This window comes from Rhodococcus antarcticus, assembly GCF_026153295.1.
Classification (GTDB): Bacteria; Actinomycetota; Actinomycetes; order Mycobacteriales; family Mycobacteriaceae; genus Rhodococcus_D; species Rhodococcus_D antarcticus.
The window spans coordinates 356,163-377,359 of the sequence record NZ_CP110615.1; the positions used below are offsets into that span (position 1 = coordinate 356,163).

The 21,197-nt window shown below is 74.8% G+C and carries 22 protein-coding genes; 13 read left to right on the plus strand and 9 right to left on the minus strand.

Annotated features, from left to right (window positions below):
• Window positions 1-191: 191 nt before the first annotated feature.
• The 4 genes from RHODO2019_RS01810 to RHODO2019_RS01825 all read left to right on the plus strand — a co-directional run bounded on the left by RHODO2019_RS01810 (window position 192) and on the right by RHODO2019_RS01825 (window position 2,787).
• Entirely contained in the window at window positions 192-662 is a 471-nt protein-coding gene (locus RHODO2019_RS01810; protein ID WP_265383364.1) for an Lrp/AsnC family transcriptional regulator, read from the plus strand.
• 29 nt (window positions 663-691) lie between these two features.
• Complete coding sequence (locus RHODO2019_RS01815; RefSeq protein WP_265383365.1) at window positions 692-1,039, plus strand: DUF4229 domain-containing protein; 348 nt, start codon at window positions 692-694, stop codon at window positions 1,037-1,039.
• The gene (cds1, locus tag RHODO2019_RS01820; protein WP_265383366.1) at window positions 1,036-2,142 is read left to right on the plus strand and encodes an L-cysteine desulfhydrase Cds1; all 1,107 of its coding nucleotides are present in this window, start codon (window positions 1,036-1,038) and stop codon (window positions 2,140-2,142) included. The genes RHODO2019_RS01815 and cds1 overlap by 4 nt, the downstream gene beginning before the upstream one ends.
• Window positions 2,143-2,235: 93 nt before the next feature.
• A complete protein-coding gene (locus RHODO2019_RS01825; RefSeq protein ID WP_265383367.1) occupies window positions 2,236-2,787 on the plus strand; it encodes a DUF2231 domain-containing protein in 552 nt (183 codons plus the stop codon).
• 12 nt (window positions 2,788-2,799) lie between these two features.
• On the opposite strand, the gene RHODO2019_RS01830 is transcribed toward RHODO2019_RS01825, so the two are convergent.
• Together RHODO2019_RS01830 and menE are read right to left on the minus strand one after the other, a co-directional pair.
• Complete coding sequence (locus RHODO2019_RS01830) at window positions 2,800-3,669, minus strand: 1,4-dihydroxy-2-naphthoate polyprenyltransferase (protein ID WP_265383368.1); 870 nt, start codon at window positions 3,667-3,669, stop codon at window positions 2,800-2,802.
• Between the two features lie 25 nt (window positions 3,670-3,694).
• A complete protein-coding gene (gene menE, locus RHODO2019_RS01835; RefSeq protein WP_265383369.1) occupies window positions 3,695-4,843 on the minus strand; it encodes an o-succinylbenzoate--CoA ligase in 1,149 nt (382 codons plus the stop codon).
• 123 nt (window positions 4,844-4,966) lie between these two features.
• Between menE and RHODO2019_RS01840 the strand changes: the two genes are divergently transcribed.
• Both RHODO2019_RS01840 and RHODO2019_RS01845 read left to right on the plus strand, forming a co-directional pair.
• Window positions 4,967-5,269 carry a hypothetical protein gene (locus RHODO2019_RS01840; RefSeq protein WP_265383370.1) on the plus strand — a complete coding sequence of 101 codons (303 nt, stop codon included), beginning with the start codon at window positions 4,967-4,969 and terminating at the stop codon, window positions 5,267-5,269.
• Window positions 5,223-6,068, plus strand: coding sequence for a Fic family protein (locus RHODO2019_RS01845; protein ID WP_265384889.1), 846 nt, complete (start codon window positions 5,223-5,225; stop codon window positions 6,066-6,068). The genes RHODO2019_RS01840 and RHODO2019_RS01845 overlap by 47 nt, the downstream gene beginning before the upstream one ends.
• A gap of 9 nt (window positions 6,069-6,077) precedes the next feature.
• On the opposite strand, the gene RHODO2019_RS01850 is transcribed toward RHODO2019_RS01845, so the two are convergent.
• Together RHODO2019_RS01850 and RHODO2019_RS01855 are read right to left on the minus strand one after the other, a co-directional pair.
• Window positions 6,078-6,446 carry a VOC family protein gene (locus tag RHODO2019_RS01850; RefSeq protein WP_265383371.1) on the minus strand — a complete coding sequence of 123 codons (369 nt, stop codon included), beginning with the start codon at window positions 6,444-6,446 and terminating at the stop codon, window positions 6,078-6,080.
• A gap of 90 nt (window positions 6,447-6,536) precedes the next feature.
• Entirely contained in the window at window positions 6,537-7,445 is a 909-nt protein-coding gene (locus tag RHODO2019_RS01855) for a 1,4-dihydroxy-2-naphthoyl-CoA synthase (RefSeq protein WP_265383372.1), read from the minus strand.
• A 21-nt stretch (window positions 7,446-7,466) separates the two neighbouring features.
• Here RHODO2019_RS01855 and RHODO2019_RS01860 point away from each other — a divergent pair, with 21 nt between their 5' ends.
• Window positions 7,467-8,471, plus strand: a complete 1,005-nt coding sequence (locus tag RHODO2019_RS01860) for an o-succinylbenzoate synthase (RefSeq protein ID WP_265384890.1) — start codon at window positions 7,467-7,469, stop codon at window positions 8,469-8,471.
• Window positions 8,472-8,637: 166 nt separating this feature from the next.
• On the opposite strand, the gene RHODO2019_RS01865 is transcribed toward RHODO2019_RS01860, so the two are convergent.
• Together RHODO2019_RS01865 and RHODO2019_RS01870 are read right to left on the minus strand one after the other, a co-directional pair.
• Window positions 8,638-11,865 (minus strand): S41 family peptidase, encoded by a 3,228-nt coding sequence (locus RHODO2019_RS01865; RefSeq protein WP_265383373.1) that lies wholly within the window; start codon window positions 11,863-11,865, stop codon window positions 8,638-8,640.
• 61 nt (window positions 11,866-11,926) lie between these two features.
• A complete protein-coding gene (locus tag RHODO2019_RS01870; protein ID WP_265384891.1) occupies window positions 11,927-12,493 on the minus strand; it encodes a flavin reductase family protein in 567 nt (188 codons plus the stop codon).
• Between the two features lie 127 nt (window positions 12,494-12,620).
• On the opposite strand from RHODO2019_RS01870, the gene menD reads away from it, so the two are divergent.
• On the plus strand, window positions 12,621-14,210 hold the full coding sequence (menD, locus tag RHODO2019_RS01875) for a 2-succinyl-5-enolpyruvyl-6-hydroxy-3-cyclohexene-1-carboxylate synthase (RefSeq protein WP_265384892.1): 1,590 nt from the start codon (window positions 12,621-12,623) through the stop codon (window positions 14,208-14,210).
• Window positions 14,211-14,261: 51 nt separating this feature from the next.
• On the opposite strand, the gene RHODO2019_RS01880 is transcribed toward menD, so the two are convergent.
• Entirely contained in the window at window positions 14,262-15,491 is a 1,230-nt protein-coding gene (locus RHODO2019_RS01880; RefSeq protein ID WP_265383374.1) for an isochorismate synthase, read from the minus strand.
• A 67-nt stretch (window positions 15,492-15,558) separates the two neighbouring features.
• On the opposite strand from RHODO2019_RS01880, the gene RHODO2019_RS01885 reads away from it, so the two are divergent.
• On the plus strand, window positions 15,559-15,990 hold the full coding sequence (locus tag RHODO2019_RS01885) for a DUF3592 domain-containing protein (protein ID WP_265383375.1): 432 nt from the start codon (window positions 15,559-15,561) through the stop codon (window positions 15,988-15,990).
• Here RHODO2019_RS01885 and RHODO2019_RS01890 read toward each other — a convergent pair.
• Window positions 15,983-16,573 carry a TetR/AcrR family transcriptional regulator gene (locus RHODO2019_RS01890; RefSeq protein ID WP_265383376.1) on the minus strand — a complete coding sequence of 197 codons (591 nt, stop codon included), beginning with the start codon at window positions 16,571-16,573 and terminating at the stop codon, window positions 15,983-15,985. The two genes, RHODO2019_RS01885 and RHODO2019_RS01890, sit on opposite strands and share 8 nt — an antisense overlap.
• Window positions 16,574-16,651: 78 nt before the next feature.
• Here RHODO2019_RS01890 and RHODO2019_RS01895 point away from each other — a divergent pair, with 78 nt between their 5' ends.
• A complete protein-coding gene (locus RHODO2019_RS01895; RefSeq protein ID WP_435532159.1) occupies window positions 16,652-18,199 on the plus strand; it encodes a flavin-containing monooxygenase in 1,548 nt (515 codons plus the stop codon).
• Complete coding sequence (locus RHODO2019_RS01900) at window positions 18,196-19,047, plus strand: SDR family NAD(P)-dependent oxidoreductase (RefSeq protein ID WP_265383377.1); 852 nt, start codon at window positions 18,196-18,198, stop codon at window positions 19,045-19,047. The genes RHODO2019_RS01895 and RHODO2019_RS01900 overlap by 4 nt, the downstream gene beginning before the upstream one ends.
• A gap of 55 nt (window positions 19,048-19,102) precedes the next feature.
• Here the strand turns inward: RHODO2019_RS01900 and RHODO2019_RS01905 are convergent, their stop codons facing one another.
• Window positions 19,103-19,843 (minus strand): class II aldolase/adducin family protein, encoded by a 741-nt coding sequence (locus RHODO2019_RS01905; protein WP_265384894.1) that lies wholly within the window; start codon window positions 19,841-19,843, stop codon window positions 19,103-19,105.
• A gap of 281 nt (window positions 19,844-20,124) precedes the next feature.
• On the opposite strand from RHODO2019_RS01905, the gene RHODO2019_RS19415 reads away from it, so the two are divergent.
• Together RHODO2019_RS19415 and RHODO2019_RS01915 are read left to right on the plus strand one after the other, a co-directional pair.
• The gene (locus RHODO2019_RS19415) at window positions 20,125-20,385 is read left to right on the plus strand and encodes a hypothetical protein (protein ID WP_435532160.1); all 261 of its coding nucleotides are present in this window, start codon (window positions 20,125-20,127) and stop codon (window positions 20,383-20,385) included.
• A 106-nt stretch (window positions 20,386-20,491) separates the two neighbouring features.
• Complete coding sequence (locus RHODO2019_RS01915; RefSeq protein ID WP_265384895.1) at window positions 20,492-21,139, plus strand: demethylmenaquinone methyltransferase; 648 nt, start codon at window positions 20,492-20,494, stop codon at window positions 21,137-21,139.
• The last annotated feature ends 58 nt before the right edge of the window (window positions 21,140-21,197 follow it).

Genomic DNA, 21,197 nt, shown 5'->3' on the forward strand with positions numbered 1-21,197 from the left:
GCGGGTACCGGGGGAGCTCTGCGGGTCTGCACGAGCACCACCACCCGGGCTGCGGCGGGACCGCCACCCCCGACTGTGCCTGCGTCCGCCGGGGGCCGCCACCGAGGCCCGTCGCGCCCGAGCGGGCGCACCACCGCCCGGGTGCGGCAGGGTGGGACCCGTCGACACCCGAGCCCGAGGAGCAGCCCCCGTTGGACACCACCGACCGCCTGATCCTCGACGAGCTCCGCGCGAACGGGCGTGCCACGTTCGCGGACCTCGGCCGCACGGTGGGCCTGTCGGCCTCCGCGGTCCACGAGCGGGTGTCCAAGCTCGAGACCGCTCGGGTCATCACCGGCTACCACGCCGTCGTCGACCAGGCGGCCGTCGGGCTCGGGGTGACCGCGCTCGTGGGGATCGAGCCGTCCGACACCGGGGACGACGAGGCCATCGCCGCGTCCCTCGCCGCCGTCGAGGAGGTGGAGAGCTGCTACGCCGTCGCCGGCGACCAGGCGTTCATCGTCAAGGTCCGGGTACCGACGGTGGACGCCCTGGAGCGGGTGCTGGTCCTGTTGCGCAAGGTCGACGGCGTCGCGCGCACCCGCACCACCGTGGTGCTGTCGACCCGCTTCGAGGGCCGGCCCAACACCGGGGTGCCGCAGGGCGGGCCCGACCAGGGCTGAGCGGGACGGGCGGCGGTACCGTGGGCTCCGTGACCACCCCCGCGGACGCCGTCGAGCCCACCCCGGCCGAGCTGTCGGCGGCCAAGAAGCGACTGGCCAGGGACGTCGCGATGTTCAGCGGGGCCCGGTTGCTGCTGGTGGTCGTGATCGCCGGGGTGGTGCTGGGTGTCAGCTCCCTGCTGGGCGCCCCGGTGCCCCTCATCGTCGCGCTGCTGGTGGCGCTGGTGGCGCAGCTGCCGCTGTCGCTGGTGCTGTTCAACGGCCTGCGCAAGCGGGTCAACGCGGGCATCGTGGTGGTCGACGCGCGGCGCCGGGCCGAGAAGGACCGCCTGCACGCGAGGTTGTCGGGCGAGCCGGACACCGACCAGCCCCGGTGAGCGCCGCGGGGGAGGTCCTGGACCGGTCCCGCTCGCGGGTGTGGGTGGACGAGGCGGTGCGCCTGATCGAGGCGGACGCCCAGCGCAGCGCGGACACCCACCTGCTGAGCTACCCCCTGCCCGCACGCTGGGGCGTGGACCTCTACCTCAAGGACGAGTCCACCCACCCGACCGGCAGCCTCAAGCACCGCCTGGCCCGCTCGCTGTTCCTGTACGCGATCTGCAACGGCTGGGTCCAGGAGGGCAGCACCGTCGTCGAGGCGTCCTCGGGGTCCACCGCGATCAGCGAGGCGTACTTCGCCCAGCTGCTGGGCCTGGACTTCGTCGCCGTCATGCCCGCCACGGTCAGCCCGTCGAAGATCGCCCTCATCGAGGCCCGGGGCGGTCGGTGCCACCTGGTGGCCGACCCGGGGACCATCTACGCCGAGTCGCACCGGCTGGCCCAGGAGTGCTCGGGCCCCGGGGGCGGGCACTTCATGGACCAGTTCACCCACGCCGAGCGGGCCACCGACTGGCGGGGCAACAACAACATCGCCGAGTCGATCTTCACGCAGATGCAGCTCGAGCGGCACCCCGTGCCGGACTGGGTGGTGGTGGGGGCGGGCACCGGGGGCACCAGCGCCACCATCGGTCGCTACGTGCGCTACCAGCGCCTGTCCACCCGGCTCTGCGTCGTCGACCCGCAGCACTCGGTCTTCTTCGACGCGTGGCGGGACAGCGATCCCGGCGTGGTCGGGGTCCGGGGCTCGAGGATCGAGGGCATCGGCCGCCCGCGGGTGGAACCGTCGTTCGTGGGCCAGGTGATCGACCGGATGGTGGCGGTGCCCGACGCCGCGTCCATCGTCGCCGCACGGCACGCGAGCACGGCGCTCGGGCGCCGGGTGGGCGGCTCCACCGGGACCAACCTGTGGGGCGCGTTCGGGCTGGTGGCGCAGATGGTGGAGCAGGGTCGGCGCGGCAGCGTGGTGACCCTGCTGTGCGACGGCGGCGAGCGGTACGGCCACACCTACTACGACGACGCGTGGGTGGCCTCCCAGGGGCTCGACCTCGCCCCGGCGACGGCCGTGCTGGAGCGCTTCGCGACGACGGGCGAGTGGGACTGACCCGGCGAGCTCCCGGCACGGGCGCGGCCGTCGGGCTGAGCGCCGGCTGAGCACCGTGGGCGGGCGCGGGCTTGCTGTGGTGGGTTGGTGTCCATGTCCACCCTGAACGGCCTGCCCGCCCACATCCTCCTGGTGCACGCGATCGTGGTGCTCGTGCCGCTCGCGGCGCTGCTGCTCGTGCTCAGCATCGCCCGACCGTCGCTGCGCGAGCGCCTGGCCGGTCCGAACGCCGTGCTCTCCCTCGTGGTGCTGGCCCTGGTGCCGGTGACCACCAGTGCGGGGGAGTGGCTGCAGAGCCGGGTCGGATCCACCGAGACGGTGCGCAAGCACGCCGAGCAGGGCGACACGGCCCTCTACGTCGTGATCCCGCTCGCCGCCATGGCGCTGGTGGTGTGGTGGCGCGGTCGCGAGGCCGATGCGCTCATCGAGCGGCCGGGCGGCGGCGGCGGTGGCGTCGCCACCCTGACGCGGACCTACCTCGCGCCGACCACCAGGGTCGTCACCACGGTCGTCGCCGTGCTCGCGGTGCTCGCCGCCGTGGCCGCGGTCTACGACGTCTACCTCATCGGCGACTCGGGGGCTGCGGCCACCTGGCAGGACTCGTTCAGCTCCACCCCGCTGCCCGACGCCCCCCAGGGCGGCTGACCGTCGGGCGGGTCAGCCCACCGCGAGCGCGAGGCCGGTGAGCGCGGCCCAGGCGAGCATGGCCAGGCCGGTGTCGCGCAGCGCCGGGATGAGCGCCATCCCCAGGGCGCCGGAGCGCACCGGGGCGTTCGCCCGCACGGCCAGCGGGGCGGCGAGCAGCCCGAGCAGCGACCACGGGGTGGTGAGCACCAGCAGCAGGCTCACCACCAGGGGCACTCCGAGCAGCACCCGGTGCAGGGTGCGGGTGCGGGCGTCGCCGAGGCGGACCGCCACGGTGCGCTTGCCGGTCGCGGTGTCGGAGCCGATGTCGCGCAGGTTGTTCGCCACCAGCACGGCGCTGGAGAACGCACCCACGGCCACCGCGCAGCCCAGGCCCGACCAGCTGACCCGCTCGGCCTGGACGAACTCGGTGCCCAGGACGGCGACCAGGCCGAAGTAGACGAACACCGAGACCTCACCGAACCCGCTGTAGCCGTAGGGGTTCCGCCCGCCCGTGTAGTACCAGGCGCCCGCCACGCAGGCGGCCCCGACGAGCAGCAGCCACCACGCGGTGGTGAGCGAGAGCACGAGCCCGGCCACCCCGGCGACGGCGAAGCAGGCCAGCGCCGCGATCTTCACCTGCTGCGGCGCGGCGACCCTCGAGCCGACCAGGCGCAGCGGACCGACGCGCTCGTCGTCGGTGCCGCGGATGCCGTCGGAGTAGTCGTTGGCGTAGTTGACGCCGACGATGAGGGCGAGGGCGACGACGAGCGCGAGCAGCGCCTTGCCGGGGGCGAACCCGTCGAGCCCGGCGGCCGCCCCGGTGCCGACGAGGACAGGGGCGATCGCGTTGGGCAGGGTGCGGGGGCGCGCGCCCTCCACCCACTGTGCGGCTGTGGCCATGGGTTGATCCTCGCCGAGAGGCTGCTCAGCCGCGCGGTCGGGTCAGCTCGGCCAGCAGCGCGCGGCGGTCGACCTTGCCCGGTCCCCGCAGGGGGAGCCCGGTGCGCAGGTGCAGCTCGCGGGGCGCGGCGGAGCGGTCCAGGGTCCGTGCGACGTGGTCGCGGAGCTCGGCGAGGGAGGGCGGTTGCGAGGTGGGCACGACCACGGCCACCACCCGCTGCCCCCAGTGCTCGTCGGGCACGCCCAGCACCACGCACTCGCGCACCCCGGGGTGGGTGCCCAGCGCGGCCTCGACGAGCTGGGGCACCACGGTGAGCCCGCCGGTGGAGATGGCGTCGTCGAGGCGGCCGAGCACCGTCAGGACGCCATCGGTGAGCACCCCTGCGTCGTCGGTCCGGAACCACCCGGGCTCCGCCCACGCGGGGTGCTCGGGGTGGCCGCGGTACCCGGCGGCGAGGGTGGGTCCGCCGAGCAGCACCCGGCCGCCGGAGATGCGCACGGCCACCCCGTCCAGCGGGACGCCGTCGTAGACGCAGCCGCCACAGGTCTCGCTCATCCCGTAGGTGCGCACCACCGTGATCCCGGCCGCGACCGCCCGGGTGAGCAGGGCGGGCGGGGTGGCGGCACCGCCGAGGAGCAGGGCGTCCAGCGACGCCAGGGCGGTGGTCGCCCCGGGGTGGTCCAGGGCGGTCACGAGCTGGGTGGGCACGAGGGATCCGTACCGCCGCCCGGCGGGCATCCGGGCCAGGGCCACCTCGAGCTCGGCCGGGGCCGCTCCGGGGGAGACCACCACGGGCTCGGTGCCGGCCAGCACGCTTCGGACCAGCACCTGCATGCCCGCCACGTGGTGCGCGGGCAGGGCCAGCAGCCAGGAGCCGGGCCCACCGAGGTGGCGGTAGGCACCCGCGCCGCTGGCGCGCAGGGCGGCCGCGGAGAGCAGCGCGCCCTTGGGGGTGCCCGTGGAGCCGGAGGTCGCCACCACCAGGGCCGTTGCGTCGTCCACCGGACCGCCCGCGTCGAGCGCCGAGGTCAGCCGGGCGGTCTCGCGCTCGTCGCCGGCCGGGACGGGCAGCCACGCGGGACCACGACCGTCGAGGGCGTCGGCCAGCGCGGGCAGCAGCGCGAGCACGGCCGGACCGGTCGGCACGGCCAGCGGCTCCAGGGTGCGGGTCACGCTGGCGATGGTCCCACCGGCTCGGCCGACAGGGTCAGCGGGAGTGTCACGGGCGAGCTCGCGGGCACGGTCGAGCGCGTCCGCGGCGCCTCCTGGTCAGTCGGGGGACAAGTACCCCGTCGGGTGATCGAGCAGATCACCTACCTTCTGGTCCTGCGGCGCCTGGACGGCCTGCAGACCCTCGCCGAGGTCAAGGGGCGCGCCATCGGCGGCCCGGTGACCAACCCGCCGTTCCTGCCTGGCCACGAGCACCTGCGGTGGAGCGAGCTCACAAACACTGACGCCGACGTCATGTACCGGATGGTCGGCCGCGAGGCGGCTGCCGACGCTGCGCACCGAGGCGCAGAGCACGTCGGCGCTGGAAGGCACGTGCGCGCCGCTGGACGCTGTCCTGGTGGCGGACGAGGACGACCCGGGCTCGGCTGACCTGCGCGAGATCCTCAGCTACGAGCGAATGGCGAACCACGGACTCGCCTGGGTAGGGGAGCGCCGTCCCATCTCTACTGCGTTCCTGTGCGAGCTGAACGCGCTGCTCATGCTCGGGATGCCGCTGGCTGAGACGTTCGGCGACCTGCGCGAGGCGCAGGTGGTGATCGGTCGACGCGCGGATGCTGACGCGTCTCGGTTCCCGATTCATGGAGCGCGTCTCGTGCCGGCGCCACCGGGGCCGCCACTGGAGATGGGAGTGCAAGACCTCGTCGGCTGGCTGCGCGCCGACCACGCCGGCCGGATCGACCCGGTGGTGGCGACCGCGATGGCCCACTACCAGTTCGAGACGCTGCACCCGTTCCGTGACGGCAACGGCCGGCTCGGGCGGCTGCTCGTCGTCCTGCACCTGCAGCGCACGGGGGTGCTCCAGGAGCCGACCCTGACCGTGTCACCTTGGTTCGACCGACGGGGACGAGCCGCGCAGGCTTGGGTGATCGAGCGCGCGGGTGAGCTGGGTCCCTTCGTCCGTTCACTCGTCGGCCTCGACCGCTCCGTGGTCGCGGAGCGCTTCGCCGCCTACCTCGACGACACCCGCTCCCCCCTGGCCCAGGTCCGGTACGTCGGCGCGATCGTCGACGAGCTCACCGCCAACGGCGTGATGGAGCCGGGGCGCTTGTTCGAATCCCCGTACACCGACCACGGTCAGGTCGACGTCGTGTTCCCGAACGACGTCACCGTCATCATGGACCTGCTGCGCGACGTGAACCGGACCGCGATCGCGAGCGCCGTGGCCTGACGCGACGTCTCAGCGGGGATCACGGCGCAAGGGGTGCTCGACCGGGACCTCGACGACGACGATGCGCACACCGTCCGGGTCGTGGAGCCACAGCTCGAGCAGGCCCCACGGCTCCCGACGCGGCTCCCGGTCGAGCACCACCCCGGCCGCCCTCAGCTCCGCGGCGGTGGCGGTGAGGTCGCGCACCTGCAGCCACAGCGTGGCCGTCGACGGGCCGCCCCCCCTGCCGGATACCTCGAGCTGCCCCTGGCCGAGGAAGAACACGGTGCCGCCGGGGAACTCCCGCGCCACGGCCAGGCCGAGGGTGTCGCGGTAGAACGCCGTCGTCATCTCCCGGTCGGCCGGTCGCAGCAGCACGCGGCCCGCGAGCACCTCCACGTCGCACCCCTCTCCGAGATCTTCGCCCTCTTCGCTGCTCTTGGAGTCCCCGGCCGGCCGCGCAGCCCGAGCGGCAGGCGGCCCGGCGCGTCAGAAGTAGCGCGGGTACGGGCTCCAGTCGGGCGCACGCTTCTCCAGGAACGCGTCCCGGCCCTCCACGGCCTCGTCGGTCATGTACGCCATCCGGGTGGCCTCGCCCGCGAACAGCTGCTGACCGACGAGCCCGTCGTCGGCGAGGTTGAACGCGTACTTCAGCATCCGCTGCGCCTGCGGTGACTTCCCGTTGATCTCCGATCCCCACTGGATCGCCGTCGCCTCGAGCTCGGCGTGGTCGACCACCTCGTTCACCGCGCCCATGCGGTGCATCTGCTCGGCGGAGTACGTGCGGCCCAGGTGGAAGATCTCCCGGGCGAACTTCTGGCCCACGAGCTTGGCCAGGTAGGCGCTGCCGTAGCCGCCGTCGAAGCTGCCCACGTCGGCATCGGTCTGCTTGAACCGGGCGTGCTCCCGGCTGGCCAGGGTGAGGTCGCACACCACGTGCAGGCTGTGACCGCCCCCGGCCGCCCAGCCGTTCACCACCGCGATGACGACCTTGGGCATGAAGCGGATGAGGCGCTGCACCTCCAGGATGTGCAGCCGTCCGGCCCGCGCGGGGTCCACGGTCTCGGCGGTGTCCCCGTCCGCGTACTGGTAGCCGCTGCGGCCGCGGATGCGCTGGTCGCCGCCGGAGCAGAAGCTCCAGACCCCGTCCTTGGGGGCAGGCCCGTTGCCGGTGAGCAGCACGGTGCCCACGTCGGAGGTCATCCGCGCGTGGTCCAGGGCGCGGTACAGCTCGTCGACGGTGCCGGGGCGGAAGGCGTTGCGCACCTCGGGCCGGTCGAAGGCCACCCGCACGGTGCCGTCGGTGACGTGCCGGTGGTAGGTGATGTCCACCAGGTCGTCGAAGCCGGGGACGGCCTGCCACACGGTCGGGTCGAAGGGCGAGGGTTCGGGGGTCACGGCAGGATCGTAGGTGTGGACCTGCCCGAGCTGCCCGACCTCGCCTCGGTGCTCGCCGACCTGCACGTGGTGGCACTGCCGCTGCGCACGCGGTTCCGGGGCATCGACGTGCGCGAGGTGGCGCTCGTGCGGGGGCCGGCCGGCTGGGGCGAGTTCGCGCCGTTCACCGAGTACGACGACGCCGAGTCGGCCCCGTGGCTCGCGGCGGGGCTGGAGGCTGCGTGGTGGGGCTTCCCGGCCGCGCTGCGCGACCACGTCGCCGTGAACGCCACCGTTCCCGCCGTGCGGCCCGAGCAGGTGGCGGCGGTGCTGGACCAGTTCCCCGGGTGCACGGTCGCCAAGGTCAAGGTGGCCGACGGCCCGCTGGCCGACGACCTCGCGCGGGTGGCGGCGGTGCGGGCGGCGGGGCTCGGGGTGCGGGTGGACGCCAACGGGCTGTGGAGCGTGGACGAGGCGACGGCTGCTCTGCGTGCACTCGCGGAGCAGGGACCGCTGGAGTACGCGGAGCAGCCCTGCGCGTCGGTCGAGGAGCTCGCCGCCGTCCGGGCCGCCGGCACCGGCGTGCGGATCGCGGCGGACGAGAGCATCCGCAAGGCGTCGGACCCGCTGCGCGTGGTGCGGGCCGGGGCGGCCGACGTGGCCGTGCTCAAGGTGCCGCCGCTGGGAGGGGTGCGCCGGGTGCTCTCCCTGGCCGCGGAGCTGGACACCCTCGGGGTGCCGGTGGTGATCTCCAGCGGGCTGGACTCCGCCGTCGGCATGGCCGCCGGGCTCGCGGCGGCTGCGGCGGTGCCCGGGGAGGCGCTCGCGTGCGGGTTGGCCACCGGCGGGTTGCTGGCCGCGGACGTCACCGCGGACGTGCGGCCGGTCGGCGGGGTGCTGGCCGTCGGCGCGGTGGTGCCGGAGCAGGAGCGGCTGACGGCGCTGGCGGCCCCGGCGGACCGGCGGGCGTGGTGGGAGCAGCGGCTGCGCCGGGCGCACGCGCTGCTCGCCGCGGGGCACCCGTCCTGGCCGCCGCCGGGGGGCTGAGTGCGCGCGACGCCGCGCGACGCCGCGCGACGCCGCGCGACCCGACGGCGTTGTCGGGTTTGCGGGGGCGGCCCCGGTGGTGCCGCGCGACCAGGACGTCACCCCGACAGCTGACCCCGCGCACGTCGAGCAGTGGTTCCCCTGACCACTGCTGCCTGCGGGGCCGTCACGGGCGGGGCGGCAGCACCCCGGGGGCGGTGGAGGCGTGGTCGTCGGTCGTCGGCGCCACGGCGGCGGGGCTGCGCTCCAGCTCGGCCAGCACCAGCTCGAGGGCCGTGTCCAGCTGCGGGTCGAGCCCCGCGGCCCACGCCTGCGGCGGCACCGGCACCTCCACGTCGGGGTCCACGCCGTGGTTCTCCACCGACCACCCGCGGTTGACGATCCACGTGGCGTAGCGCGGCTGCGTCACCGCGGTGCCGTCGACCAGCCGGAACTTCCCGTCGATGCCGACCACCCCGCCCCAGCTGCGCATCCCCACGACGGGTCCCAGGCCGCGCTCCTGGATCATCGCGGTGACGATGTCGCCGTCGGAGCCCGCGTTCTCGTCGGTGATGGTGACCATGGGACCGCGGCGGACGTCGTCGGGGTAGGTGCCGGCCCGCTTGCCCCGCGGCACGCTCCACCCGGTGAGCCGGCGGGCGAGCTTCTCCACCACCAGCTGCGAGGTGTGCCCGCCGCCGTTGCTGCGCACGTCCAGCAGCACCGCGTCGGCGGAGATCTGGGTGTGCAGGTCGCGGTGCAGCTGGGCCCAGCCGCCGCCCATCATGTCCGGCACGTGCAGGTAGCCCACCCGGCCGCCGGTGGCGGCGTGCACCACGGCGCGGCGCTCGGCCACCCAGTCGAAGTAGCGCAGCGGCGCCTCCTCACCCACGGGCACCACCACCACGGTGCGCTCGGCGCCGTCCGCGGCGCGCAGCCGCAGCTCGACGGGCGTGCCGGCGGTGCCGACGAGCAGCGGGCCGGGACCCTGGACGGCGTCGACGCCACGTCCGTCCACGGCGACGACGGCGCAGCCCTGCACCGCTCCGACCCCGGGGGCGCGCAGCGGCGAGCGCCCGGTGGCCGCGGACGGCTCGCCGGGCAGCACCCTGGCGATGCGCCAGAGACCGTCCGCGCCGAGATCGAGGTCCACCCCGAGGTGCCCGAGCCGGTGGGCGGCCGTGGCGGGGCGCTCCGGCGGGGTCTCGTACGCGTGCGAGGTGCCCAGCTCGCCCTGGACCTCCCAGATCAGGTCGGAGAGGTCGTCCCGGGTGGCCAGGCGCTCCACCAGGGGGCGGTAGCGGTCCAGCACGTCGGGCCAGTCGTTGCCCGCCATGTCGGCCACCCAGAAGTGGTCGCGCATCAGCCGCCAGGCCTCGTCGAGCATCTGGTGCCACTCGTCGGTCGGTCGGACCAGCACGCGCAGCCGGCCCAGGTCGACGTCCACGGCGGCGGCCGGGTCGCCCTTCTCGGCGTCGGCGGAAGCCTTGCGACCGGCTGGCACCGAGCGCAGCGACTCGCCGTCGCGCACCACGAGCCGGGTGCCGTCGCCGCTCGCCCGGACGTCGTCCACGCCCTCGGCCAGCACTGTGGTGACGCCGGTGGCGAGGGTCAGCCGCTCCAGCGTCGGACGGGGCGCCTCGGCCGACGGGGTGGCGCGGGCGTCGCCGAGGACGCCGTGCACCCCCTCGCGCAGCCACACCAGCCCGCCCTCGACGGCGCGCAGCCCGGAGTACCGGCCGGCGGGGACGGGGACGGCCACGGCGCGGTCGGTGAGCCCCTCGACGTCCACGACCACGGCGGGGGGCCCGTCGTCGGGACCCGTCTGCGGTGCCGGCCCACGACCGGCGGCGGAGGGCGCGAACGGCGACGGGGTGGCCGCGGCGAGCGCCAGCAGCTGGGGCCGGGTGCCGGCGGGGAACCCCAGGTCGAAGACGTGCTCGTCGTAGACGGGGTCGAAGGTCCGGGTGGAGAGGAACGCCAGGTGCTTGCCGTCCAGGGTGAACACGGGCTCGGTGTCGGCGAAGCGCAGCGGCGAGGCGTCGTGCACCACGCCGTCGGCCGGCCGCGCGAGCCTGATCTGGCTCAGGTCGTGCCGGTCGGGGTGCGACCACGCCAGCCACGCCGAGTCCGGGGAGAACACCAGGTCCTCGACGGTCCCGTCCCGGGTGGACGCCAGCTCCCGGACCGCACCGTCGGCGGGGGCCACGAGCAGCAGGCGCCCGTCGTGGGTGCCCACCGCGAGGCTCGAGCCGTCCGGGGCGGCGGCGAGCCCCACCACCCGGCCGAGCTCGCCGGCGGCCAGGGTGCGCCGGGTGGTGCCGTCGGCGTCGCTGACCACGAGACCGTCCTCGCCGGTGGCGTCGTCCACCCACACCACCTCCGGGCCCAGCAGGCGGGGCAGCCGGGCCCGCACGCCGGAGCCGGCGGCCAGGGTGCGCACCGGGCCGTCCGCGTGGGTCACCCACTGGATGCTGCCGCGCACCTCCACCGCGCTCGCCCGGCCATCGGCGGCCACGGCGACCTCACCGAGGTGCTTGCCCGCGGCCACCGGCGCGGCGGTGCGGGCCGAGCGCGGGCCGCCGGTGCGGAGGTCCAGGCGGTGCGGCTGCGAGTCGGCGTCGAGACCGTCGAGCACCCACAGCTCCCCGGCCACGGCGTAGACCACCCGGGCGCCGTCGGTGCTGGCGTGCCGGGCGTAGAAGTCCGCGTGGTCGGTGTGCCGGCGCAGGTCGGCGCCGTCGGGGGTCACCGAGTAGACGTTGCCCACGCCCTCGTGGTCGGAGAGGAACGCGACCCGTCCGGCCACCCACATGGGCGCGGTGAGCTGGGCGGTGAGCTCGGGCAGCAGGCGGGTGAACTCCCCACCTCCGGTGGCGTCCACCCAGAGCCGTCCGGCCGTGCCGCCGCGGTAGCGCTTCCACATGCCCGGGTCGCGCCGTCGCCCGCCGAAACCGGTGCCGAGCACGGTCGCCCCGTCGGCAGCCACGTCCAGCGCGGTGACCGGCCCGTGCGGCAGGCGCACCGACGCACCGCCGTCCAGGGGGACCGAGCGCGCCCACGTCTTGTTGCGGAAGGGCTCCCGCCAGGCGGTGGCCACGTGCACGTGCGTGGCGTCGGCCCAGCCGAGCACCCGTGCGCCCGCGTCGCCCCACCACGTGGTGCGCACGCTCTCGCCGCCCCCCGCCGGGACGACGTGCAGCTCCGGAGCCCCGTCGCGCTGGCTCAGGTGCGCCAGGTGCGTGCCGTCCGGGGAGAAGCGCAGGTCCTTGGTGGGCGCGGCGTCGGCGGTGACCTGCCACGCGCGACCCCCGGCCACAGGTGCGAGCCAGACGTCGTCGTGGGCGAGGAACCCGACGAGGTCGCCGTGCAGCGTGGGGTGGTGCAGGTAGGAGTCGTTCGCAGGGCTCAGCACATTGGTCACCCTAGACACGACCGGGTGGTCCGGGCGGCGGTGGCCGATCGGGACGCAGGGGTCAACCCTGCTGGTAGTGCCCCGGCCACTCGGACGCACGGATGCGGGTGATCTCCCGGGTGGGCGGGGTGGTGCCCCACTCGTCGCGGCCCAGCCGGCTCAGGGGGAGGAGCCTGCCGATGTCGGCGAGCCCGTCCTCGCCCAGCACCGCCGTGTCCACGGCGGCGTGCACGACGTCCCCGAGCACGACGAAGCTGTTGCCGATCTCGATCACCTGGCGCAACCGGCACTCCAGCGCCACGGGCGAGGCGGCCACCCGGGGAGGGGCCACCCGCAGGCTCGGCTCGCGCTCCAGGCCCACGGCGTCGAACTCGCTCGTCCCGGGGTCGAAGTCGGTGCCCGTGGCGTTGACCTGCTCGAACAACGACTCGGTGGTGAGGCAGACGACGAACTCGCCGGTGGCCTCGACGTTGTTCAGGCTGTCCTTGCGACCCACGGAGGTGAACTGCACGACGGGCGGGCTCACGGCCGCGACGGTGAAGAAGCTGTGCGGTGCGAGGTTGTCCACCCCCGCCGCGGAGCGCGAGGACACCCAGGCGATGGGCCGCGGCACGATCACCGACGTCATGAGCCGGTAGAAGCGGCCGTGACCGAGGTCGTCGGGGTCGAAGTCGGTCCGAGCGGTGAGGGTCACGAGCGCCGAGACTGCCACCCGCTGCGGGCCCTGGCACGCTGGGCGGGTGAGCGAGACACCGGTGAACCGCTCGACCGCGCTGGCCCGCGTCCTGGTCGACGAGCTGGTCCGCGGCGGGGTGCGCGAGGCCGTGCTCTGCCCCGGCAGCCGCAACGCCCCCCTGTCCTACGCCCTGCACGCGGCGGACGCCGCCGGGGCGCTGCGGCTGCACGTGCGGGTGGACGAGCGCTCCGCCGGCTTCCTGGCCCTCGGGCTGGCCCTGGCCAGCGGTGCTCCCGTGCCCGTGGTGACCACCTCCGGCACCGCCGTGGCGAACCTGCACCCGGCCGTCCTGGAGGCCTCCCACGCAGGGGTGCCGCTGCTCGTGCTGTCGGCCGACCGGCCCGGCGAGCTGCTGGGGTCCGGGGCGAACCAGACGGTGGACCAGCGCGGCCTGTTCGGGGGTGCGGTGCGCGAGGCCGTGGTGCTCGGCGGGGACGTCCCGGCCCGGTGGCGGGCTGCGGTGGGCCGGGTGCTCGCCGCGGCCACCGGAGCACGGACGGGTCACCCCGGTCCCGTCCAGCTGGACGTGCCCCTCGCGGAGCCGCTGGTGCCCGACGGTGAGGGGTTCCCGGCCGGGCGGTCCGACGGGGGACCGTGGACCCGGGTGCTGCCGTGCACGGTCGACGCGCCGGTCGAGCTGGACGTCACGCTGCCGACCCTGGTGGTCGCAGGGGCAGCAGCCCCCGCCGGGCCCTGCCTCCCGACCGTCGCCGAGCCCGGGGCGTCCGCGCCGATGCTGCCCGTCCACCCCCTGGCGCTGGGTGCGCTGGAGCCGGAGCAGGTGGTCGTGCTCGGCCGGCCCACCCTGCACCGCGAGGTGGCCCGGCTGCTCGGCTCGGGCGTTCCCGTGCACGTGGTGGGCTCCGGCGCCGGGTGGACGGACGTCGCGGCCACGGCCACCTCCGTGGGCACCCGCCTGGTCACGGTCGGCGCGTCCCCGCGGGGCTGGGTCGACGTCTGCGCGGCGGCGTCGGCGCGGGCGGTCGCGGCGGTGGACCGGGTGCTCGACGCGGCCGGCGACACCACCGGCCTGCACGTCGCCAGGGCGGTGTGCCGGTCGCTGGCCGGGGGCGACCTGCTCGTGCTGGGCTCGTCCAACCCCGTGCGCGACGCCGCGCTGACCGGGCTGCCCGCGCCGGGGGTGCGGGTGCTGTCCAACCGCGGGGTGGCCGGCATCGACGGCACGGTGTCCACCGCGATCGGGGCGGCGCTGGCCCACCCCGCCGGCGCTGCGCCGGGCCGCGCGCTGGCCCTGCTGGGCGACCTCACGTTCCTGCACGACTCCGGTGGGCTGCTGCTCGGCCCGCACGAGCCGCGACCGGACCTCACGCTCGTGGTCGCCAACGATGACGGTGGCGGCATCTTCGCCACCCTCGAGCAGGGCGCGCCCGAGCGGGCCGCGGCCTTCGAGCGGGTCTTCGGCACCCCGCACGGCACCGACCTCGCCGCGCTGTGCACGGCGCACGGGGTGCCGCACGCGCGGGTCACCGTCGACGAGCTGTCCGCCGCCCTGTCCGCGCAGCAGGGTGGACTCCGCGTGCTCGAGGTGCGGACCGAGCGCTCCGGGCTGCGCGAGCTGCACGCGCGGTTGCGCGCCGCCACCACCTGAGCTCGCCCACCCCACCCGCCACCGGCGGCACCACCCCCGGAGCAGCCGGGCTCAGGCCTCCACGCCCTCCAGCGCGTCCCGCACGGGCACGAGCTTGGCGTCGGTCTCGGCGAGCTCGTGGTCGGGGTCGGAGTCGGCCACGATGCCGCCCCCGGCGAACAGCCGCGCCGTCGCGCCGGCCAGCTCCGCGCTGCGCAGCGCCAGGCCGAGCTCCCCGTCGCCGTGGGCGTCCACCCAGCCCACCGGTCCGGCGTAGCGCCCACGGTCCATGCCCTCGAGCTCGGCGATCACCCGCACGGCCACCTCGGTCGGGGTACCGCCCACCGCGGCCGTGGGGTGCAGCGCGGCGGCGACGGTCAGCACCCCCGTGGTCGCGTCGGCCAGGTCGCCGGTCACGGTGGTGGCCAGGTGGGCGACGTTGCGCAGCTGCAGCACCTCGGTCTCCTGCACCTCGACGCGGGCGCACACCCGCTCCAGCGCGGCGACCAGCGAGGTCAGCGCGTACCGGTGCTCGCCCTGGTCCTTGGTCGAGGCCCGCAGCTCGGCGGCGAGCTCGGCCTCGGTGACCCCGTCGTGCGGCCACGTGGTGCCGGCGAGGACCCGGGAGGACACCTGCGGGCCGCTGCGGCGCACGAGCAGCTCGGGGGTCGCGCCCACCATCCCGTCCACCGCGAACGTCCAGCACGAGGGGTAGCGCGCGGCCAGGTGGCTCAGCACGAAGCGTGGGTCGATGGCGTCGTCGGCCTCAACGACCAGGTCGCGGGCCAGCACCACCTTGTCCAGCTCGCCGGCGCGGATGCGGGTGACGGCCGCCCCCACCGCCGCCCGCCAGCGCACGGGATCGGCCGAGTACCGCAGCCCCCGGGGTGCACCCACCGGCTCGACGGCGTCGGTCCGCGTCGGTCCGATCTCGGTGACCCACGTGACGCCGTCGCGGCGGCCGGCCACCACCCGGGGCACCACGAGGACCGACGTGCCCGGTTCGTCGGCGAAGGCGATGGACGTGAAGGCCACGGGACCGGACCCCGGCAGCCGGACCTCGTCCTCGACGTCCAGCCCTGCGCACAGCCGGTCCCACCAGGCCTGCGCGTCCTCGGCGCGACGCGGACCGGCGGTGACGACGCGCGCGACCTCGCCCCAGCCGACCAGCCCCTCGCCCTCCCGCACCCAGGAGCACACGTGGTCGGCGGAGGGCAGCAGGTCCAGCAGGTCCCCGTCGTGCTCCACGCGGCGGCTCCGCGCGAGCAGCTGCTCGACGGGCGCGCGGGTGGCGGTGCTCATCCGTCCAGAGTAGGAGCCGATGTCGGTGCCCGCTGACGTGCGGGCCCGCCCACTACCCTTCGTGGACGTGACGTCCCGCACCCGGTCCCGCCTGCACCGCGCGGTGCTCGTGGTGGCAGCGGGCCTCACGGTGCTGGCGGTGCTGCTGGTCGTCGCCGCGTTCAGCGACGACCGCGCGATCACCGGGCACCGGGGCACGGCCGTCGCGGACGTGCTCAGCGTCTCCCCGCGCAGCGCTGCCATCAGCTTCACCACCCCGGACGGCGTCACCCACGCCCCACAGCTTGGCGTTCTCTACCCCACCGGGCTGACGGCCGGCCAGCGCATCGACGTCGAGTACTCGACGGTGAACCCCAACCTCGTGCGGGTGGCCGGGCGCGGCTGGACGCTCGCGCTGCTTCCGGCCGGCTCCGTGGTGGTCGTGACCTGGCTCGTGGCGGCCGGCGCGCTGGCGCTGCTGCACCGTCGGGTGCGCCCCGTGCCCGCCGAGCTCAGCTGAGGGTCCCCGGCGGCTGCAGCACCACGAACGCGCTGGTCACCAGGTCGAGGAGCTCCTCGCGGTCGAGATCCTCCCCGGAGAGCCAGCTCACCACCGTCTCCTCGGTGAACGCGATCCAGCCGCGCACCGCGAGGCGCTCCCGCGCTCCGGTGGTCACGCCGAAGCCGGACACGGCGCGCAAGGTGCGCTCGGCCATGGCCGAGCGGGTGGCGTCGAAGACCTCCCGCATCGCCGGGTCGCTGCTGGCCGGACCGCGGAGCAGGGCCAGGTACGCGTCCCGGTTCTCGCCCACGAAGTCCACGAAGCTCGACACCGAGTCGCGCACGGCCTCCAGCGCGGGCAGCGCCGGGTCCGGCTCGGTCGCCTCCAGCATGGCCCGGCTGATCTCCCGGACCACGGCCAGGTGGAAGTCCTGCTTGGAGCTGAAGTAGTGGAACAGCAGCCCCCGGGACACCCCCGCCTGCTCGGCGATCTCCTCGACGGACAGCTGGTCCAGGGTGCGGGTGGCCAGCATCTCGACCCCGAGCGCCAGCAGCTGCGCGCGCCTGGCCTCGGGGGTGAGTCGCTTGCGGTCGGTGCTCACGCGGATCACCCTACGCACCTGTTGAACGGGGATCAGCAACTGTTGACTGACGTTCAACAACGACCTACGGTGATCGGCGTGACCACAGCCACCCAGCCCGCCGGAACGCCGACGAGCCCGACCGACCGGCCCACCGACGTCGGCGTCCTGGTCATCGGGAGCGGGTTCTCGGGCCTGGCCGCGGCGATCAAGATGGCCGAGCAGGGCCGGACCGACTTCGTCGTCATCGAGCGCGGTGCGGACGTCGGCGGAACGTGGCGGGACAACACCTACCCGGGGGCGGCGTGCGACGTGCCCTCGCACCTGTACTCGTACTCCTTCGAGCTGAACCCGGGCTGGACGCGATCGTTCTCCCAGCAGGGCGAGATCCAGACCTACCTGCAGGGCGTGGCCCACAAGCACGGCGTGCTGGACCGACACCGCTTCAGCACCGAGGTCACCTCCGCCCGCTGGGACGAGGCCACCGGCACCTGGGACGTGCAGACCACCGGCGGGGCCTACCGCGCCCGGGTCGTCATCTCCGCCGTCGGAGCCCTGTGCGAGCCGCGCCTGCCCGACATCCCTGGCATCGAGAGCTTCGGCGGCACCGTCTTCCACTCGGCCCGCTGGGACCACGAGGCCGAGCTCGCCGGCGCCCGGGTCGCCGTCATCGGCACGGGCGCCTCGGCCATCCAGATCGTGCCCGCCATCGCCGAGCAGGTGGAGCGCCTCGACGTCTACCAGCGCACCGCGCCCTGGCTGCTGCCGCGCAACGACCGGGCGTACACCGCGCTCGAGCGGACGGCCTTCCGCCGGGTGCCCGGTTTCCAGCGGCTCTCGCGTGCGCTGATCTACGGCGCCCGCGAGCTCCAGGTGCTGGCCCTGGCCAAGCACCCCGAGCTCACCAGGCTGCTGCAGCTCGTGGCGGCCAAGAAGATCCGCGACGAGGTGGCTGATCCCGCGCTGCGGGCGAAGGTCACCCCGAGCTGGCGCATCGGCTGCAAGCGGATGCTCATCTCCAACGCCTGGTACCCCGCGCTGCAACGACCGAACGTGGAGCTGGTCACCGATCCCATCGCCGAGATCCGCCCGAACGCGGTGGTCACCGCCGACGGCACCGTGCGCGAGGTTGACGCCCTCGTCGTCGCCACCGGCTTCCAGGTCACCGACTCCCCGGCCTACGAGGTCATCACCGGGGCCGACGGCCGCACGCTGGCGCAGACCTGGCGCGAGTCCGGCATGCAGGCCTACAAGGGTGCCTCGGTGGCGGGCTTCCCCAACATGTTCTTCCTCGTCGGGCCCAACACGGGCCTCGGCCACAGCTCGATGGTCTACATGATCGAGTCGCAGGTCGGCTACGTCCTCGACGCGCTGAAGACCCTCGACGAGCGCCGGCTCGCCACCGTCGAGGTGCGCCGGGAGGCGATGGACACCTACAACGCCGAGCTGCAGCGCAAGCTGGCCCGGACCGTCTGGACGACCGGCGGCTGCGGCAGCTGGTACCTCGACGCGCACGGCAACAACACCACGCTCTGGCCGGACTTCACCTTCGCCTTCCGGCGGGCGACCCGGCACTTCGACATCGACGCCTACCGCACCAGCCCCCGCGTCGCCCCGCGCACCACCCGAGAAGGAGCCTCCGCATGAGCGCCACCAGCACCCACTTCCGCGGGAAGGTCGCCGTGGTCACCGGCGCCGGATCGGGCATCGGCCGCGCCCTCGCGGTGGACCTCGCGGGCCGCGGTGCCCGGCTCGCCCTGTCCGACGTGGACCCGACCGGTCTGGCCGAGACGGTGCGCCAGGCCGAGGCGCTCGGTGCCGAGGTGCGCACCGACCACCTCGACGTGGGCGAGCGTGAGGCGGTGTTCGCCTACGCCGAGGCCGTGCAGGAGCAGTTCGCCGCGGTCAACATCGTGTTCAACAACGCCGGGATCTCGTTCTCCGGCGAGGTCGAGGTCAGCGAGTTCAAGGACATGGAACGCATCATGGACGTCGACTACTGGGGGGTGGTGAACGGGACCAAGGCGTTCCTGCCGCACCTCATCGCCTCCGGGGACGGGCACGTGGTGAACACCTCGAGCCTGTTCGGGCTGCTGGCGATGCCCAGCCAGAGCGCCTACAACGCCGCCAAGTTCGCAGTGCGCGGCTTCACCGAGTCGTTGCGCCAGGAGATGCTGATCGACGGGCGGCCGGTCAAGGTCAGCTGCGTCCACCCCGGCGGGATCAAGACCAACATCGTCCGCAACGGCACCGCCGCCGCCGGCACCGACAACGCGGCCGTCGCGGCCCTGTTCGACGCGAAGCTGGCCAGGACCACGGCCACCGAGGCCGCGCGGGTCATCCTGCGGGGGGTGGAGAAGGGCCACGCCCGGATCCTCGTCGGCGCCGACGCCAAGGTGCTCGACGTCCTCGTCCGCATCACCGGCTCCGGCTACCAGCGGGTCATCACCGCCGTCGCGCCCCGCATCATGCCGAGGCGCACCTCCGGGCTCTGACGCCCACGGCCCGTGCGGCGCCGGCTCCCGGCGGGCACCGCACGGGCCGGCGCACCTAGTCGAGCAGGTCGGGCTGCTCGGCGACGATGCGGTCGTAGATCGGCTGGAAGCTGAGCCAGCCCAGGAACTCGCTGCCGATCACGCCGTAGGTCTGCTTCGCGTCCGCCTCGGCGATGGGGACCACGGTGCCCGCCGCCTTGGCGGTCAGCTGCACCTGCGCGCTGCGCTCGGCGGTGAGGAACCACCACGCCGCGCTGTCCACCGAGCTGCCCACGGTGAGCAGCCCGTGGTTGCGCAGCACCACGAGCTTGTTGTCGTCGAGGGCGTGCGCGATGCGCTTGCCCTCCTCGGTGTCCAGCACCACGCCGGTGAAGTCGTCGAACAGCGACTGGTCCTCGTAGAAGGCGCAGGCGTCCTGCGTGATCGGCTCGAGGCTCTGGCCCAGCGAGGCGAGCGCGCGACCGTAGGTCGAGTGGGTGTGCGCGGCGGCCACCGCGTCCGGCCGAGCCGCGTGCACCTGGCTGTGGATCGCGAAGGCGGCGGGGTTCACCGGCCAGGTGCCCTCCACGACGGTGCCGGCGTGGTCGACCCGGATGAGGTCGCTGACCTTGATGAGGCTGAAGTGCATGGCGAACGGGTTCACCCAGAACGTGTCCGGGAACTCCGGGTCGCGGGCGGTGATGTGCCCCGCGACGCCCTCGTCGAAGCCGGCCTTGCTGAACAGCCGGAACGCCGCGGCCAGGCGCTGCTTGCGGTGCAGGCGCTCGTCGGCGACGGAGTCGAACGTCGGGGGCATCCGGTACTGCAGACCACCGGCGGGCTGCGGGATGTTCCCGGGCAGCACGGACTCGGTGGCGGGATCGACGGTCTGGGTCATGGGGCTCCTCCCGGGGGCCGACCTCGGTGACGGCCTGGCGGTGGTGACGCTACGCCCGACGACGTCCGGGGGACGTCCGCACGCCCGTCGCGCCGCGGGCCTCGGGGCGGACCGCTCACCCGCGCAGGCTCGTCGGCGTCCGCGCAGCCGTCGTCGCCGAGTCGTTCCTGCCCAGTGTTGACGGCGTCTCCGGATCGGTCGTGCGGGTGCTCCGGGTCCCCGCCGACGGCGTCCCCCGGGTCAGCTCGCTGCCCGTCGGCATCCCCTCGCCCGGGATGACCGCGGCGATCGCGCACGTCGCACCGGACGTCGTGCACCTGGCCCAGGTCGACCTCCGCCACGGCGTCGGGACGCCCGCCCGCCGCTCGGTGCGGCAGCGGATCTGGCCGGTGGTCTGCGACGAGCTGCTCGGGCACCACCGGGCGGTGCTCGGCGAGGGCGTGCGCCGCCGCGCCCCGTGAGGGCAGCGACACCCCGCGGCGGCGCTGCTGAGCTGGTGGCGCCCCGGTAGCGTCGTCGGACGTGGCCCGTGCAGGTTTGGACAAGGATCCCCGTGACGTCGCGTCGATGTTCGACGGGGTGGCGAAGCGCTACGACCTGACGAACTCGGTGCTCTCCTTCGCCCAGGACCGCCGCTGGCGCCGGGCCACCCGCGCGGCGCTCGACCTGCACCCGGGTGACCGCGTGCTCGACCTCGCCGCCGGCACCGGGGTCTCCACCGAGGAGCTGGCCCGCTCCGGCGCCTGGGCGGTGGCGACGGACTTCTCGCTCGGCATGCTGCGGGCCGGGGAGGGGCGCTCGGTGCCCTTCGTGGCCGGGGACGCGCTGCACCTGCCCTTTGCCGACGGGGCCTTCGACGCGGTGACCATGAGCTTCGGGCTGCGCAACGTGGTCCAGCACGAGCAGGGGCTCGTCGAGCTGGCCCGGGTGACCCGGCCGGGCGGACGGCTGGTGGTGTGCGAGTTCTCCACCCCGACGTTCTCGCCGTTCCGCGCGGTCTACATGAACTACCTCATGCGGGCGCTGCCGGCCGTGGCGCGGGCGGTGAGCAGCAACCCCGAGGCCTACGTCTACCTGGCGGAGTCGATCCGGGCGTGGCCCGACCAGGCCGCCCTGGCCACCCGCATCCAGGACGCGGGCTGGACGGGCGTGGGCTGGCGCAACCTCACCGGCGGCATCGTCGCCCTGCACCGGGCGGTCAAGCCCGCGGCGTAGCCGTTACCGCACGGCCCGCGCGTGCCGCACGGCCTGCCTGGCCAGAAGGTTCCACCTG

Bases quoted from the DNA above. Each gene is read 5' to 3' on its own strand.
- RHODO2019_RS01825 (WP_265383367.1), top strand. From the start codon at position 2,236: ATGTCCACCCTGAACGGCCTGCCCGCCCACATCCTCCTGGTGCACGCG.
- RHODO2019_RS01830 (WP_265383368.1), bottom strand. From the start codon at position 3,669: ATGGCCACAGCCGCACAGTGGGTGGAGGGCGCGCGCCCCCGCACCCTG.
- RHODO2019_RS01870 (WP_265384891.1), bottom strand. From the start codon at position 12,493: ATGACGTCGGTGATCGTGCCGCGGCCCATCGCCTGGGTGTCCTCGCGC.
- RHODO2019_RS01880 (WP_265383374.1), bottom strand. From the start codon at position 15,491: ATGAGCACCGCCACCCGCGCGCCCGTCGAGCAGCTGCTCGCGCGGAGC.
- RHODO2019_RS01900 (WP_265383377.1), top strand. From the start codon at position 18,196: ATGAGCGCCACCAGCACCCACTTCCGCGGGAAGGTCGCCGTGGTCACC.
- RHODO2019_RS01905 (WP_265384894.1), bottom strand. From the start codon at position 19,843: ATGCCCCCGACGTTCGACTCCGTCGCCGACGAGCGCCTGCACCGCAAG.
- RHODO2019_RS01915 (WP_265384895.1), top strand. From the start codon at position 20,492: ATGTTCGACGGGGTGGCGAAGCGCTACGACCTGACGAACTCGGTGCTC.